At 35.6% G+C, this 15,998-nt stretch carries 18 protein-coding genes; 5 read left to right on the forward strand and 13 right to left on the reverse strand.

The window, feature by feature from the left end; translation table 11 throughout:
* Positions 1-14: 14 nt before the first annotated feature.
* Genes CQA38_RS01555 through CQA38_RS01570 form a run of 4 tightly spaced genes read left to right on the forward strand, consistent with a single transcriptional unit; the run spans position 15 to position 2,976 of the window.
* Positions 15-773, forward strand: a complete 759-nt coding sequence (locus CQA38_RS01555; RefSeq protein ID WP_137632243.1) for a transporter substrate-binding domain-containing protein — start codon at positions 15-17, stop codon at positions 771-773.
* Positions 774-785: 12 nt separating this feature from the next.
* Entirely contained in the window at positions 786-1,532 is a 747-nt protein-coding gene (locus tag CQA38_RS01560) for a transporter substrate-binding domain-containing protein (protein WP_137632244.1), read from the forward strand.
* Between the two features lie 20 nt (positions 1,533-1,552).
* On the forward strand, positions 1,553-2,233 hold the full coding sequence (locus CQA38_RS01565) for an amino acid ABC transporter permease (RefSeq protein ID WP_137632245.1): 681 nt from the start codon (positions 1,553-1,555) through the stop codon (positions 2,231-2,233).
* Complete coding sequence (locus tag CQA38_RS01570; RefSeq protein WP_137632246.1) at positions 2,233-2,976, forward strand: amino acid ABC transporter ATP-binding protein; 744 nt, start codon at positions 2,233-2,235, stop codon at positions 2,974-2,976. The genes CQA38_RS01565 and CQA38_RS01570 overlap by 1 nt, the downstream gene beginning before the upstream one ends.
* Here the strand turns inward: CQA38_RS01570 and CQA38_RS01575 are convergent.
* Positions 2,973-3,605 carry a MarC family protein gene (locus CQA38_RS01575; protein ID WP_137632247.1) on the reverse strand — a complete coding sequence of 211 codons (633 nt, stop codon included), beginning with the start codon at positions 3,603-3,605 and terminating at the stop codon, positions 2,973-2,975. The two genes, CQA38_RS01570 and CQA38_RS01575, sit on opposite strands and share 4 nt — an antisense overlap.
* A gap of 4 nt (positions 3,606-3,609) precedes the next feature.
* Positions 3,610-3,963 carry a methionine-R-sulfoxide reductase gene (locus tag CQA38_RS01580; RefSeq protein WP_137632248.1) on the reverse strand — a complete coding sequence of 118 codons (354 nt, stop codon included), beginning with the start codon at positions 3,961-3,963 and terminating at the stop codon, positions 3,610-3,612.
* 46 nt (positions 3,964-4,009) lie between these two features.
* Between CQA38_RS01580 and CQA38_RS01585 the strand changes: the two genes are divergently transcribed.
* Positions 4,010-4,819, forward strand: a complete 810-nt coding sequence (locus CQA38_RS01585) for a ferritin-like domain-containing protein (RefSeq protein ID WP_137632249.1) — start codon at positions 4,010-4,012, stop codon at positions 4,817-4,819.
* Between the two features lie 207 nt (positions 4,820-5,026).
* Here the strand turns inward: CQA38_RS01585 and pssA are convergent, their stop codons facing one another.
* From pssA to pglA, 11 genes are all read right to left on the reverse strand, one after another.
* On the reverse strand, positions 5,027-5,755 hold the full coding sequence (gene pssA, locus CQA38_RS01590) for a CDP-diacylglycerol--serine O-phosphatidyltransferase (protein ID WP_137632250.1): 729 nt from the start codon (positions 5,753-5,755) through the stop codon (positions 5,027-5,029).
* A gap of 10 nt (positions 5,756-5,765) precedes the next feature.
* Positions 5,766-6,380: a phosphatidylserine decarboxylase gene (locus CQA38_RS01595; protein WP_137632251.1), complete on the reverse strand. Its 615-nt coding sequence runs from the start codon at positions 6,378-6,380 to the stop codon at positions 5,766-5,768.
* Positions 6,380-8,311, reverse strand: a complete 1,932-nt coding sequence (ftsH, locus tag CQA38_RS01600; RefSeq protein WP_137632252.1) for an ATP-dependent zinc metalloprotease FtsH — start codon at positions 8,309-8,311, stop codon at positions 6,380-6,382. Before ftsH ends, CQA38_RS01595 begins: the two co-directional genes overlap by 1 nt.
* Positions 8,312-9,145, reverse strand: coding sequence for a 50S ribosomal protein L11 methyltransferase (locus CQA38_RS01605; RefSeq protein WP_137632253.1), 834 nt, complete (start codon positions 9,143-9,145; stop codon positions 8,312-8,314).
* A gap of 18 nt (positions 9,146-9,163) precedes the next feature.
* Positions 9,164-9,553: a chemotaxis response regulator CheY gene (locus tag CQA38_RS01610; RefSeq protein WP_137632254.1), complete on the reverse strand. Its 390-nt coding sequence runs from the start codon at positions 9,551-9,553 to the stop codon at positions 9,164-9,166.
* Between the two features lie 141 nt (positions 9,554-9,694).
* Entirely contained in the window at positions 9,695-10,594 is a 900-nt protein-coding gene (locus tag CQA38_RS01615) for a PDC sensor domain-containing protein (protein WP_137632255.1), read from the reverse strand.
* Between the two features lies 1 nt (position 10,595).
* Complete coding sequence (locus CQA38_RS01620; protein WP_137632256.1) at positions 10,596-12,377, reverse strand: nucleoside-diphosphate sugar epimerase/dehydratase; 1,782 nt, start codon at positions 12,375-12,377, stop codon at positions 10,596-10,598.
* A 3-nt stretch (positions 12,378-12,380) separates the two neighbouring features.
* Positions 12,381-13,541: an aminotransferase class I/II-fold pyridoxal phosphate-dependent enzyme gene (locus tag CQA38_RS01625; RefSeq protein ID WP_137632257.1), complete on the reverse strand. Its 1,161-nt coding sequence runs from the start codon at positions 13,539-13,541 to the stop codon at positions 12,381-12,383.
* Positions 13,538-14,140, reverse strand: coding sequence for a UDP-N-acetylbacillosamine N-acetyltransferase (gene pglD / locus CQA38_RS01630; RefSeq protein ID WP_137632311.1), 603 nt, complete (start codon positions 14,138-14,140; stop codon positions 13,538-13,540). Before pglD ends, CQA38_RS01625 begins: the two co-directional genes overlap by 4 nt.
* Positions 14,127-14,729, reverse strand: a complete 603-nt coding sequence (gene pglC, locus CQA38_RS01635; RefSeq protein ID WP_137632258.1) for an undecaprenyl phosphate N,N'-diacetylbacillosamine 1-phosphate transferase — start codon at positions 14,727-14,729, stop codon at positions 14,127-14,129. Before pglC ends, pglD begins: the two co-directional genes overlap by 14 nt.
* A gap of 135 nt (positions 14,730-14,864) precedes the next feature.
* Complete coding sequence (gene pglA / locus CQA38_RS01640) at positions 14,865-15,995, reverse strand: N,N'-diacetylbacillosaminyl-diphospho-undecaprenol alpha-1,3-N-acetylgalactosaminyltransferase (RefSeq protein WP_137632259.1); 1,131 nt, start codon at positions 15,993-15,995, stop codon at positions 14,865-14,867.
* Positions 15,996-15,998 lie beyond the last annotated feature (3 nt).

The following is a 15,998-nucleotide window of genomic DNA, read 5'->3' on the forward strand; positions in this document are numbered from 1 at the left end:
CAAAAGGAAAAACCATGAAAAAACTACTTTTTATACTTTTAAGCCTAGTTTTTTATACACATTTTGCCCATGCTTTAGTGATAAAAGTTGGCACAGGAAATAGCTATAAGCCTTTTTGTTATGTGGGTGAAAATAATGAAGCTGTAGGCTTTGATATAGAGCTTTTAAAGCTTTTAAGCACTATTGATGAGAATTTGAGCTTTGAGTTTGCACCTCAGTCTTTTAATACCCTTTTTGTAGGGCTTGATGGGGCTAAGTTTGATATGCTTGCTCATCAAATTGCTAAAACCAAAGAAAGAGAAGAAAAATACATTTTTTCTGATACGCCTTATTTTAATGTCTTCTTAAACTTCATCACAGCACCAAAATCAAATATAACAAGCTTTGAGGATTTAAAAGATAAAAAAATAGGAGCTGTAGTTGGCTCTAATCAAGCTTTAAAGATAGAAGAATTTATCAAAGCTCATCCAAATTTAAAGGCCAAAATAGTGCATTTTAAAAATTATGGAGCCTTGTTTTTAGCCCTTAAAAATAAGCAAATTGATGCCTTGCTTGACAATCCTATAGTCGCTCTTGATTATGCTAAGGCTCAAGGGGTGGAAATTAAAATCACTGATTTAAGCTTGCAAAAAACTTCGGTATTTTTTGTTTTTGCTAAAGAAAATATTGAGCTTAAAAACAAAATTTCAAAAGCCCTTGAATTAGCAAGGCAAAAAGGCGAGCTTAAAGCTTTGTCTTTAAAGTATTTTAACGCAGATTACACTTCAAATTAAAAGGAAAAAACCATGAAAAAAATTCTTATTTTTGTATTTATCGTTTCAAATTTGCTCTTTGCAAAAGAACTTAAGGTTGGCAGTGAAAACGCTTATGCACCTTTTGCTTATCTTGATGAAAACAATGAGGCTACAGGCTTTGATAATGAGGTGGTAAAAATCCTAGCCTCATATTTAAAAGATACTCAGCTAACTTTTGTTTCTGTGCCTTGGAATGCTATTTTTTCAGGGCTTGATGGGGCTAAGTTTGATGTGATTGCTAATCAAATTTCAAAAACAAAAGAAAGAGAAGAAAAATACCTCTTTTCAGCCAAGCCTTATTTTTACGGCGTGAGTGCTTTAATCCTTTCTAAAAATGGCACTGCAAAGCACATAGATGAGCTAAAGGGCAAGAAAATTGGGGTAAGCATAGGCAGTAACCACGCTTTTAATCTTGAAAAATATGCTAAAGATCATCCTGAGCTTGATTTAAAAATAGTGCATTATAAAACCTCGCCTACACTCATTGCTGATCTTGCGAACTCAAGGCTTGATGCTATCATTAACGATCCAATTGCTAGTTTAGATTATGCTAAGGCTCAAGGTGTGGATATTAAAGTGACTGAGTTTTATTTTGAAAAAGTGCCAGTGTTCTTAGTCTTTAGGAAAAACTCACTTGCTTTAAAACAAGAGCTTGATATAGCCCTTGAAAAAGCCTTGCAAGATGGTAAGATAGGCGAGCTTTCACAAAAGTATTTTGGGCTTGATTTAAGCAGGTAAATTAGGAAAATCAGCTTAAAATGTTTGATTTTGATTATTTTTTAGCCAGTGCAGCAAGGATATATCCGGGTATTTATTATACCATATTCATTGCTGCTCTTTCTTTTGTGCTGGACTTATTTTTTGGGCTTATATTAGCTTTAATTCGCCTTTATAAAATCCGCCTTTTAAATGAGATTGCCATAGTGTATATTTCTTTTTTTAGAGGCACGCCACTTTTAGTGCAGCTTTTTGTGTTTTATTTTGGTTTGCCAGCTTCTTTTGGCTCTGATTTTTTTGGACAAATTGATGCGATTTATTATGCTTTGGTAGTGTTTTCTTTATATGCGAGTGCGTATTTAGCTGAGATCATGCGTTCAGCTATTTTAAGTGTGGATAAAGGACAGCTTGAAGCAGCGTATTCTTTAGGTATGAGTGCTTTTGCGAGCTTTAAACGCATAGTTTTACCTCAAGCTTTTATGATTACCTTGCCAAATTTGTGTAATTTTTTCATTATCCAGCTTAAAAATACAGCCCTAGCTTTTACCATAACTGTGCATGATTTAATGGGACTTGCTGAGATTGAAGCTGGCAGAAGTTCTAAATTTTTAGAAGCGTATTTAATGGCTGCTTTGATGTATTGGGGTGTTTGTATGCTTTTTGAATTTCTTTTTTCCTTACTTGAAAAAAAGATGAAAGTCTTTAGAAAGGCTTATGCTTAATGCTTGAAATTAACCATTTATACAAAAGTTTTAAAGACAAACTTATACTTAAAGATATTAATTTAAAGCTTGAAAAAGGAAAAATCATCGCCATCATAGGCTCAAGTGGGGCAGGAAAATCCACACTTTTAAGGTGTATTAATTTACTTGAACTTCCTACAAGCGGCAGTGTGCGTTTGGATAATTTAAGCCTTGATTTTAAGCATATCAATAAAAAAGAAATAGCCGCTTTTCGTCAAAAAACAGCTATGGTTTTTCAGCATCACAACCTTTTCATCAACAAAAATGCTATAGAAAATGTAGCTGAAGCCTTGATAGTGGTTAAAAAAATGCCTAAAAAACAAGCCTTTGAGCTAGCTTATGAAAAACTTGAACTTGTGGGCTTAAAAGATAAGCTTCATTCTTATGCTTTTGAGCTAAGTGGGGGGCAGGCTCAAAGAGTAGGCATAGCAAGGGCTTTGGCTGTAAATCCTAGCCTTATGCTCTTTGATGAGCCAACTTCAGCCCTTGATGCTGAGCTAGTAGGAGAGGTGTTAGAAGTCATTAAAAACATAAAAGATCAAAGCATGCTTATAGTTACGCATGAGCTTAATTTTGCTAAATCAGTAGCTGATGAGATCGTGTTTATGAGCGAGGGTGAAATTTTAGAGCAAAACTCAACTCAAGACTTTTTTAAAAATCCAAAACATCCAAGAGTAAGGCAGTTTTTAGCTCGGCTTGATCATGAGGATTTTTGCATTTAAAGATGAAATATATCTTTAATGCCTATAATCATCATCTTAATGCCTATAGCCATGATAAAAACCTGAGCTATGCGTGAAAAAACATGCAAGATAAGTTTACCGATAATCCTTTCAATGGTGGCTGCAAAATGAAAAAGTAAAAACATAAAAGCAAAAGCAAACACCACAGCCCCACAAGCGATAAGCAAGCCACTATCCTCTGAAGCAACTATGGCTGTTGAAAGAGTTCCAGGTCCTACTAACATAGGAAAAGCCATAGGCACAACGCTAGCTGCTAGCAAGTCCTTTTCATCTAAGCCTTGATAATGCAAAAGTTCTTGCTTTTTTGCCACAAAGAGTAAGTTTTTTATCGCCATGATGATGAGTATCAAGCCTCCAGCGATACGCAAATCATCAAGGCTCACACTAAAAACATAACGCATAATAAAAGAACCGGTTAATAAAAACACCATAACTATGATAAAGGCTGTATAAAGTATATTGCGAAAGAGTTTTTGGCGTATGGGTGTAGCAAGCTCACCTGTCATAGTAAGAAATTGAGTAAGATTACCAAAGGGATTTAAAACCGCAAGTATAGTGATAGAGATTAAAAACATACTATAAATTTGAGATTCTACGCTAGCAAACACGAGCTTAATCCTTGATGAAGTCTAAGGAAAGTGAATTTACACAATGCCTCGTATTTTTAGGCGTAAAGCCCTCCCCATAAAAGACATGCCCTAAATGCCCTCCGCAATTTTTACACATAATCTCAGTTCTTATACCATCTTTATCTTGCTGTTTTAAAATAGCCCCTTCATACTCATCATCAAAGGCTGCCCAGCCACAATGAGCTGGGAATTTATCCTCGCTTTTATAAAGCTTAGCCCCGCAAGCCTTGCATATATACACGCCTTTTTCAAAAAAATCATTATAAGCCCCAGTAAAAGGAGCTTCTGTGCCTTTGTGTATGAGTATGTATTCTTCTTCTTTACTGAGTTTTTTCATATTCAAGCCTTAATTTTTTTTGTTATAATAGCACAAAGGCAGGCAAATGAATAAGGAATTTTTTAGGAATTTAGAAAATATTTTATATGAGCAAGATTTAAGGCTTAAATTTGAAACTTTTTTTGATTTTTATGATGATTTTAAAAGAGAGCTTTTTATCTTTGATCATGAATACAAGGCTGTGTTAAAAGATAATATCCACCCAAATTTAAGCGTAAAAAAGCCCATGAAAATTCGCCGCGTAAGCAAGATAAACTCAAATGAAGCCCTAGCAAAAATGCTTCATTCTATAGCACATATTGAGTATAGTGCTATAAATTTAGCCCTTGATTCAAGCTACCGCTTTCATGGCTTAGACCTTAGTTTTTATAGGGATTTTCTTAAGATAGCAGATGATGAGATCAAGCATTTTAAGCTTTTGCAAAGGGCTTTAAGCGAGCTTGGCTTTGAGTATGGGGACTTTGCAGTGCATGATAACTTAGAAGCTGCCCTAAAAGCCACTGCAAACTCACTTAAATATAGAATGAGCGTAGTGCATAGAGGATTAGAAGCAAGAGGGCTTGATGCTAATCCTTTTGTGGTTAAAAAACTCCAAAGTACCAAGCATGCTCTAAAAACATTTTTAGAAGAAATTTTAAATACCATCTTAGAAGATGAGATCACTCATGTAAGCATGGGCGATATATGGTGGAAGGCAAGCAAAGATGAAAAAGAAAGCTTTATACAAATTTGTGAAAAATTCAAAGAATTTAGCCTAGCTGGCAAGGTGCTAAACACTGAAGCAAGACTAAAAGCTGGCTTTGATGAAGATGAGCTTAAAGAGCTTGAAAGCTTTTATCATAATAGGGGATTTTAATCCATTTTAGCTTTATCTATCATAATAAGCCATATTTTTTAGAAAAAAGCTATTTGTCTTGGTTTGTATATTTTTTTATGTTTTTATCTCTTATATGAATATATTGGGGTATTTTGGGAAATGAAAAAGCATTTATATAAGGTTTTTAAATTTTAAAAATGGATATATATGTTAAAAACAGAAGACTTCATTCATACTTTTTAAGACTTAGTCTTTTTTTAGTCTTTTAAATTTAGTAAGCAAATTCCAAGCTGCTCGTAAAATCCCATAAAACACATATATACTTACGATAAGAAGTATGCTTTCAAGCGTGAAAAGATAGAGCATTGAAAAAACTAAGATGAGTAAAACTAAGACTTTAAGCATATTTGCTTTACTTAAATCCATCTTTTTAAAACTTGGGTAGCGGATATTGCTTACCATTAAAAACGCAAGCATGAGTTGCAAGCATAAAAATACGATCTCATAAGGCTTTAGCCACTCATAGCTTAAAAAAGCATAGGTATAAATCGCACTTACAATAGCAGCTGTTGGTATGGGAAGTCCTATAAAAACTGAAGGTTCATAAGTGCCTGTGGTGACATTAAAGCGAGCAAGTCTAATAGCTCCAAAGACAATAAAAAAGCCTGTGATTAAAGAACCTATTTTGCCGTATTCATATCCAAAACTTACATAAAACAGCACAGCCGGAGCTACGCCAAAAGCGACAAGATCAGCCAAAGAGTCAAACTCAACACCAAATTTAGAAGTGGTATTTGTAAGTCTTGCGACGCGTCCATCAAGTCCATCAAAAACGAGGGCTAAAAAGATATAAAACACTGCAAATTTAAAGTTTGAATTGATCGAAGAGATGATAGAAATCACTCCACAAAAGCACGATGCGGCTGTGAAAAGGTTTGGCAGGATATAGCTAAGCTGAGGTTTGTGTTCTTGCATATTTAAACCTTTAAGAAAGATAGCCAAGCAAAGTGCAAGCTTTAAGCTCATCGCCCACACCCACGAGCAAACGAGTATCTTTTGGCAAAAGTAAGCTTATTGTGCCATTGAGCGTAAAGCCTAGCTCCTCGCCGGCTTGATAGCTTTCTTTAAGATTGTCAATTTTAATGCTTCTATCTAAAGAACCAGCACAAATTCGCATGGCTAGCAAATGTTTTTCTTGCTTGGCGAGTATAAAAATACGTTCATTAAGGCTTTTGCTTAGCTCAAAACTTGAAGGCAGGAAAAGCCCATGCCTCGTTTTAATCTCTTGCACCTGCAAAGCTGCGCTTGTATAAATCACACCAGCTTCATAAAGCAGGTTTTTAATATCAAGTTCTATGCACTCGCCCAAATCCTTATGTGTGATATTTTTTATCGCGATGATTTTACCATCAATCGGAGCTAAGACGGCTTTTTTGTCCATACAAACAAGCTCTCTTGAAGGCTTTCTGTGGATAAAAAAAAGTGCAAGTAAGATAAAAAATAATAGCCAAGAAAAACGCCAAAAAATCCATACCACCACAAATACAACAACAGCAGTGATAAGTAAAACAAAGGCTGATTTTACAAGGCTTATTTTCATTATTTTATATCTTTGCTTTCTTGCTCTTGTAAGCGGGTTGGCATATCATTTTCGAGTTCATAATTTTTAATGATCTCTCTAACCTTAGCACCTTCTATAGTCTCTTCTTCATAAAGAGCACTTACCATGGTTTCTATGGCTCCTTTATATGCGCTAAGTGTTTCTAAGACACCTTTATATCTTTCATCAAGCGTCTTTTTGACATAATCATCTAAACTCTCAGCCATTTTATCTGAATAATCTTTTATAGTTTGTCCGCCATTTAAAAAAACATTTCTTTGCTTTTCAAGCACCATAAGTCCAGCGATTTCACTCATTCCATACATAGAAATCATAGCTTTTATGATATCAGTAGCGCGCTCTAAATCATTACTTGCTCCAGTTGAAATTTCACCGATAAAGACTTGTTCAGCTGCTCTTCCGCCTAAAAGCACATCAACTTCAGCTAAAAGCTCGTGTTTTTGCATTAAAAATTTATTTTCTTCTGGAGTATTTAGAGTATAGCCAAGTGCAGCTAAGCCTCTTGGGATAACTGAAACCTTGCTGACTTTTTTTGCACCCTTAGTTGTCTCAGCAATTAGCGCATGTCCGCATTCATGATAAGTCACGATTTTTTTCTCTTTTTCATTAATACGGCGAGATTTTTTCTCAAGTCCAGCTATGGCTCTTTCTACAGCTTCGATTAAGTCTTTTTGCTCGACATATTTTTTACTATCTCGTCCAGCTAAAAGCGCAGCTTCATTGATGATATTTGCTAGATCAGCCCCAGCAAGCCCAGCTGTAAGGCGCGCAACATCTTCAACCTTAACCTCAGGTGAAATTTTAACATCTTTCATATGCACGCGTAAAATATCACAACGTCCCTTAAAATCAGGCTTATCAACAAGCACTTGTCTGTCAAAGCGTCCCGGTCTAAGCAAAGCTGCGTCTAGCACTTCAGGACGATTGGTTGCGGCTAAAACGATCACAGGTGAGCTTTCTGTGCCAAAGCCGTCCATTTCGGCTAAAAGTTGATTTAAGGTTTGCTCTCTTTCATCATTACCACCCATAGCAGCACCAGCTGCACGGCTTTTACCGATAGCATCGATTTCATCGATAAAAACGATAGCCGGAGCTTCTTTTTTGGCATTTTCAAACAAATCCCTCACACGAGATGCGCCCACACCCACAAACATTTCTATAAAGCTTGATCCGCTTACACTGAAAAATGGCACATCAGCTTCTCCAGCAACTGCTTTTGCAAGTAAGGTTTTACCAGTTCCAGGAGGTCCAACGAGTAAAAGTCCTTTAGGAATTTTAGCGCCTAAGTTGATATATCTTTCAGGATATTTTAAAAAATCAACGATTTCTTTTACCTCTTCTTTAGCTTCTTCAACACCGGCTACATCGTTAAATTTAACCTTTGGTTTTTCTGAATTGACAAGTTTTTTAGAGCTTCCTATGCCAAGTATTGAGCTTCCCATATTTTTTTGCATTCTTGAGGCTAAGAACATCCAAATTCCAAAGAAAATGAAGATCGGCAAAACCCAAGAAAAGAGCAAATCAGTAAACCAATTGCTTTCAGAATATGCTCCATAAGAGATATTTTTGCTATCAAGCAAGGCGATGAAGCTTGGATCGTTGCCTACCTTTTTGGCTACATAAAGCACATTTTGTTTGGAAAGGGCTTTAACACTTGTTTGTCCTATGCTTACTTGAGCGATTTGGTTGTTTTCTACAAGTCTTTTAAGCTCAGAATAAGGCACATTTTGCGTGCTACTTGCTCCGGCCAAACTGCCACCTTCGCCACCCATTATAGAGCCACTATCTACAAAGCTTCTAAATAAAAATATAGCAACAAGGGCAAAAATCGCAAAGAGAAAAATTGGATTTTTGTTAAAAAAATTGTTGCTATTGTTGTTATTTTTTTGATTTGGATTATTTTCGTTCATTTATCTTTCCTTTTGATATACCAAACTGAGCCATTCGTTATTTTTAAGGCTTGTAATAGGCTTTAAATTTACAAATGCTTGCTTAATTCTTTCTTCGTGTTTATCTAAAATCCCAGAAAGAATTAAATAAGCATTTATTTTAAGGCTTTCTTGCAGGTTTTTTGCAAGGCTCAAGATGATATCAGCGACTAAATTTGCAACGATTAAGTCATATTTTTCTTTTGTATCGCTAAGAGAACCTTGCCAAATGCGTTGAAAACCTACTTGATTGAGTTTGGCATTATTTAAGCTACTTTCAACGGCGATTTCATCAGTATCACAAGCCTCAACCTTACATCCGAGTTTAGCTAAAATAATGCTTAAAATTCCACTTCCACAGCCTACATCAAGGACTTTCATATCTTTTTTGGCGTATTGTTGCAAGAGTTGTATGCAAGAATGTGTGCTTTCGTGGTGTCCAGAGCCAAAGGCAAGAGCTGGATCGATTTGTATATTTATCAATCCTTTTTTGCTTTCCTGCCAAGAGCTGTGTATATAAAAATTATCAATTTGTATTGCAGCGACGCTTTTTTTGTATTCTTCTATCCAGTTTTTGTTTTCTTTTTGTTCAAATTTGCTTTCAAGATTGATCGTTGTGTTTTTTTGTTGTTCTAGTTTGCTTTTAAGAAGAAAAATAGCATCTATGATATCGCTTAAATCTTCATCTGATCGTATATAAAAGCCACCATCTTTTTCTTCAAGGGCGTCTATTCCAAGTTCGAAGATAAAGTCGGTGAATATATTTTTATAGACTTCATCAACCTTAAAGAAAAATTCATTATAATGATTTTGCATTCAAAAAGCTGTCTTTTCTTATTCGGCTGGGGTGCTTGAGCCTGTGCCTAAAACATCTTCTAGTTTTTCTTTAAGAATTTGCGGAGTGAAAGGCTTAACGATATAATTATTTACCCCAGCTTTTAAAGCTGTGATAACTTCAGCTTTTCCGCCTTCTGTAGTAACCATGATGATAGGCATATCTTCGTATTTTTTTTCAGCACGAATTTTTTTGACAAGATCAAGCCCATTCATTTCAGGCATGTTCCAATCAGTAATCACAACTTTTACATCATCATTTTTGCTGAGTAAGTCCCAAGCTTCAACGCCATGCTCAGCTTCTAAAACTTCGCTGTGTCCTAGTTTTTCTAGCGTGTTTTTAATGATCCTTCTCATCGTAGAGCTATCATCAACAACTAACAATTTCACGACTTGTCCTTTCAAATTTTAAACGATTATACAAAAACTTTTGTGTATTTTACCCTTTTTAAGCTTATTTCAAGTTAAAAAGCGAAGACAAAGTATAACATTTTTTTCTTTATTTTTAAATTAATAAAACAAAAATTTGTTTTAATCACTCAAATACTCCCCTTTGTATTTTACCGCGAACAGATAAATACTCAAGCCGATAAGCAACACGCTCACGCCTACAATAAGATAAATGGCATAAATCATCTGTGATAATTCGCCAGTTACAAGCTTAAAGACTAGCATTAAAGCCTCTATTGCTAGGGCAATGATGATAGAGCCTAAAAAACGCACCATAGTTTTTTGAATACCACTTTTTTCTTTTTTGCTTCGCATAAGCACTTCTTCTTCAATCACGGTTTTAGCTAGATCAAAGATAGCCAAGGCTAAAGTAATCGCAATCGTGCTTTCAAACATTTGTTGAATTTCAATCCCACTTTGATAAAAAAGGCTAACAATGCCTCTGTGAAGCAAAAAGCAAGTGATGATAAAAAGCACAAAAGCAAAACAAAAATACACCACGCGAGAAAACTGCATAAAGAAAAACTCAAATTGACTCGCTTGGATAATCTTAAGAATTTCAACGAGTTTCATATCTATACACACAACGCATTCAAGCTTATTTTGCGCGTTAAAAATCGGCATAGAAGCTGTTACACAAAGCTCATTATGCAAGCTTGAAGGATAAGGATCGCTTAAAACACAACGTCTTAATTTCACAGCCCTATAAAAATACGCTCTATTGCTTCTATCCTCGCCTTTACCGGTGCAAAATTCCTTTTTAAGACTGATGGTGTCTTCAAGCTGTTTGCCTGAAGGATCAAGCACATATAAAGCGTCAAAGTTTTTCACTTCATGAGCGAGCTTATCAAGGGCATTAAATACACTTGAAAGCTCTATCTTAGGGAGTTTGTTTGGTAAATTTCTTGTGAGTATATAACTCATATACGCTCTTGCTTTGTAGCGATTTTCTTCAAATTTTTGTATGTCTTTAATATACATTTTATCCTTCTTTTGTGTTGTGCTTAAACTCTGGCACGATTTTGGCTAAAAGTGCGCTTATATCCTCATCTTTGCTTAGGCAAAGCGTTTGAATTTGTTCATTTAACTTTGTAAGCTCATAAGGCTCACTCTTGGTTACAAATATGCTCTCATACTGCGTTTTAACATCGTTTTCATCGATCAAAAGCTCCTCAAAAAGCTTTTCGCCCTTTCTTAAGCCGGTGATTTTGATCCCAAGTTCAGGTTTGTTTGAGAGTGTAAGCATTTTTTTAGCCAGATCAATGATTTTTACCGGCTCGCCCATATCGAGCACAAAAAGCTCGCCACCTTTAGCAATAGCGGCTGCTTGCAATACAAGCTGAACTGCTTCGCTAACAAGCATAAAATAACGCACTATATCTTTATGCGTGATGGTTAAAGCCTCATTTGCAGCAATTTGAGCTTTAAATTTAGGAATCACACTTCCACTTGAGCCAAGCACATTGCCAAAACGCACGCAAGCAACCTCAAAATCCTTGCTTGAAGAATTTAAAGTATAAAGCTCACATACGCGTTTTGTGCAACCCATAATACTTGTTGGACGCACGGCTTTATCTGTGCTTATCATAACAAAACGCTTAACCTTGTTTTTCTTAGCCAAATCACAGAGTATCTTTGTTGCAAGTATGTTGTTAATCACTGCAGCGTGCGGATTTTGCTCGCAAAGCGGGACATGTTTATAAGCAGCTGCGTGCAAGATCAAATCAGGTTTGTGCGTGCTTAAAAGAGTATCAAGCTTGCTTTCATCTAACAAGCTCATCATTACAGGCACGATTTTTTCTTTATGTTTGCTTAAATCTTCATTGATCTGATATAAGTTATATTCGCTGTGATCAAGCATAATGAGCTTTTTAGCCCCAAACTTGACACATTGCTTACACAGCTCGCTTCCTATGCTCCCTCCAGCTCCACTTACAAGGACTATCTTATCCTTTAAAAAGCTTGCCACAGCGTTATTGTCTAAGTCTTTTGGCTTTCTAGCAAGCAAATCCTCTATGCTAATATCTTTTGTTTGATTGCTTGTGAAAGAAAAAAGTTTGATATCATTTATCCTATATCCCACAAGCTCATCAAAGAGCTTTTTAAGTTCATCTTGCTCAAGCTTTAGAGCAATGATCGCTGTTTTTACGCCCTCTTTGCTTAACTCTTCAAGCTTGCTTTTATCTTTAACGATAAATTTATCACAATATGTGCCGATGAGTTCTTTTCTTGCATCAACTACGGCTACTGGATAAAGTCCTAAAGAGCCTTCTTTGGCACCTTTGAGTAAATGTAAAGCCTTTGAAGTTGCTCCTACAACCACACAAGGTGTTTCTTTCTCAAAACGCGTTTTTCTAAAATCCACAAGCATACGTTTTGAAATACGAAGCGTGCCGATGAAGATATAAGAAAGGGCAAAATCTATACCTATAACGCTTCTTGGAAAAGGGTTGAAAAAATCATCAAAAAAATAAAATATCACTAAAAATATAAGCTCAGCCAGCACCAAAGCCACAAAAATCTTGCGCGCTTCATTCAAAGAAAAAAACCGCCATGCTACCTTATAAATTCTAAAGATAAAAAATAAGCCAATTTTAAGCACAAGCAAAATCACGCCAGCTTTAAACATACCAGCATAAAAGATATTTGGGATATCCCCACTAAATCGTAACTCAAAAGCCAAAAAAATCGAAAGTGCAAATAATATCAAATCACAGCACAAAAAAAAGATCAATCTTTTGCTTTTATAAAAACTATCCCTCATAAATTAGCCTTTGACGCTTTTTAGCACAAGTTCGCTGATAAGTTTTACCTCGTCTTTACTCAAAGTTGTGCCACTTGGAAAACAAATGCCTTTTTTAAAAAATAGCTCGCTATTGCCGTTAATATAGCATTTTTCGCCTTCAAAAAGCTCTTGGGTATGCATACTTTTCCACAAAGGACGCGATTCTATGCCCTCATTTTGCAAGTCTTTAATAAGCTTTTGAATTTTTGGGTGCAAGTTTGCTTCTTTAAAGCCAGCTTTTCCCTCTTTTTCATACTCAAAAAGTTCATTTGTATCAAAATCAAGCAAAGCAGTGCTTAGCCAGCGATTTGATCTTGAATTTTTAAGCTCATCTAAAAAGCAAAAAGTTTCGCCTAAAAACTCTTTATACCACTCATAAATTTGTCTTTTTTTCAGCACCCTTTCTTCTAAAACTTCCATTTGTCCCACGCCAATGGCTCCTAAAACATTGCTTAAGCGGTAATTATAGCCATAGTCTTTGTGTTCGTAATAAATTTTATTTTCCCTTGCTTGAGTGCTATAAAATCTTGCTTTTTCAAGCTTTTCTTTATCTTTGCTTACAAGCATTCCACCTCCGCTTGTGGTGATGATTTTATTACCATTGAATGAGTATGCTCCAAATTCTCCAAAAGTGCCTAAAGCCTTGTTTTGATAAAAGCTTCCTAGAGCCTCAGCCGCATCTTCGATTAAAATGATATTATGTTCTTTGCAAAGTGCTAGAATTTCATCAAGCTTGGCTGCATTGCCATAAAGATAAGTTAAAATCAAGGCTTTTGGTGGTGTAGGGCTTTCTTGTATAGCCTTTCTAAGCAAATTTACATCGATATTAAAAGTCTCATCACAATCAATAAACACAGGCTTAGCCTTAAGATAGCAAATGGGCGCAACAGAAGCGATAAAAGTAAAGCTTGAAGCAAGCACGACATCACCTTCTTTTACTCCAGCTACCCTTAAAGCAAGGTGCAGTGCTGCTGTGGCTGAGTTTAAAGCTAGAGCATTTGCGGCTTTGGTGTAGTGCTTTACACTTTCTTCAAAGCGATTTACAAACTCACCCAAAGGGGCTATATAATTGCTTTTAAAAACTTCTTCTATAAACTCAAGCTCCTTGCCACCCATGTGAGGTGGGGATAAAAAATACCTCATTTTTGCTCCTTTATAAATTTTGCTGGCACGCCTATATAAACGCCACTTTGATTTGTATTTTGAGTTAAAACTGCCCCAGCTGCTAATGTACTTTTTTGAGCCAAGCTTATATTTGGTAAAATGCAAGCATTTATGCCAACTAGGCTTTGCTTGCCAACTTTAGCATTTCCAGCAAGTTTTGCACCTACGCTGATATGACTAAACTCATCTACAAAACATTCATGCTCGATTACAGAGCTTGAGTTTAAAATCACACCTTGTTCAATCACAGCCCTAGCATTTACAACAACTTGAGGCATGATTAAAATGCCTTCTTTTGCAAGCTTTGCACTTGGGCTTATAATAGCGCTTGAATGGATTAAATTCACGCACTTAAAGCCAGCTTTTTTTACTTTTTCAAAGATGATTTTTCTTGTGTGATTAGTTCCAATGGCGATAAAAATATCGTGTTTTTCTAAGCTTTCATTAAAGCCTATGCCTTTTTTTGTATCATCATCTAAAAATATCACTTCTTTATAGCCCATATTTAAAGCTACTTCAGCACACACAAGCCCGTGTCCGCTTGCCCCATAAATATAAATTTTTTCAGTTTGAGCCATTAAATTTGCTTGTGGTTGCGTTGCCATCTTTATTTACTCCACTTCTTTTAAGCACTTTTTCAAGGGTTAAAAAGGCTATTTTAAGATCTAAAAAAAACGAACAATGCTCTATATAATAAAGATCAAGCTCAAATTTTTTCGCCCAGCTTATGTTATTACGCCCATTTACCTGAGCCCAGCCAGTAATACCCGGACGCATATCATGGCGGTGTTTTTGAGCTTCATTATACAAAGGCAGATACTCAACGAGTAAAGGACGCGGTCCAATAAAGCTCATATCGCCTTTTAAGACATTAAAAAGCTGAGGAAGTTCATCAAGGCTGAGCGAGCGAACAAGCTTACCAAAGGGTTTTAAACGCTCTTCATCTGGCAAAAGCTCACCTTTTTCATCTCTTTCATCGCTCATAGTTTTAAACTTATAAATTTTAAATATCTTTTCATTTAAACCCGGACGAGCCTGCGTAAAAATCACGCCTCCTTGCACGAGTTTGAGCATTAAAGCTACAAAAAGCATTAAAGGGCTAAGTAAAATAAGCAAAAACAAAGCTGCTAAAAAGTCCAAAACGCGTTTGAAAAAGTGTTTATACATAATCTTTCTTTGTTTTAAGTTGTGCTTTAAAAGCTTGATTATAATGTGTTTTGTTAAATGAAATTTAATGAGTTTTTCACTCTAAAATATTTTTCATTTATCTTGAGATTTATAAATGGTAGAGTAATTTGATTTTTAGCTTTTTATAAGGTTATCATAGAGTTTTAAATACCTTGCAGCGATGAGATTTTCATCGTAGTTTAGAGCGTCTTTATAAGCGTTGTTGGCTAAATTTACTCTTAATCTTTCATCATCGAGCAAGAGTTTGATTTTCTCACTTAAGTCTTTACTATCTGCGGTTTTTGCCCAAAGCCCATCAACGCCGTTTCTTACAGCTTCCACGCAACCTTCACAATCACTTACCACCACAGCTTTTTTACACGCTTTTGCTTCCAAAACACTGACTGGAAAGCCTTCTTTATAGCTTGGTAGAACAAAAATATCGCTTAAGTTAAGCAAAAAAGCGATGTCTTCTCTTGCGCTAAGATAACGCACTTTGCCTTCATTTAAGAACTTTAAATCAGCGCAGGATTTATTCTCATCGCGTCCGCCAACAAGAATAAAATTTGCAAAGTTATTTAAGTTTAAAGCTGCTTCATAAAATTCTTTTATACCCTTGTGCCATAAAGCCCTTGCAACCATTATAACCAAAGGTTTATGAGGATTAAGCTTGTGTTCTTTGAAAAAATGCTCTTTTTGCTCTTTGTTTGCAATCATAGGAAAAAATTGTCTTAAGTTTATACCAACTGATTTGATGATGATGATTTTTTCCTCTTTTAAGCCAAGATTTTGCATAAAATGAGCGTTGCTTTCATTTACAAAGATGAATTTATCAGCGATTGTAAAAGAAATTTTGTATAAAAGCTCTATATTAAGGCGAACGAGGCGAGTTTTTAAGTCATTGTCGATATAAAAGCTACCTAAGCCCTCAACAAGCGCGAGTTTATAAGGAATTTTTGCAAATTTTGCAGCGATTAATCCGAAGGTATTGCTTTTGTGAGCTGCACTTTGAATGAGATCGAGTTTAAGCTTTTTTAAAAGCTTTAAAAGCGAGAGAAAGTTCAAAAACACTACAAAAGGGTTGATAGAGCTTCTTTTTAGCTCATAAAAAACAACCTTAAAGCCCATTTTTTCAAGTTTTAAAGCGTATTCATCTTTTGGTAAGATGAGTAAAACTTCATCATTTCTTGCCTCTAAAGCCTTAATTATAGGCATTCTAAAATGATATACACTTGCCCCACTATGGCTTAAAAATCCTACTCTCACAGC

It is taken from the genome of Campylobacter sp. MIT 12-5580 (assembly GCF_005406235.1).
Taxonomy (GTDB): domain Bacteria; phylum Campylobacterota; class Campylobacteria; order Campylobacterales; family Campylobacteraceae; genus Campylobacter_D.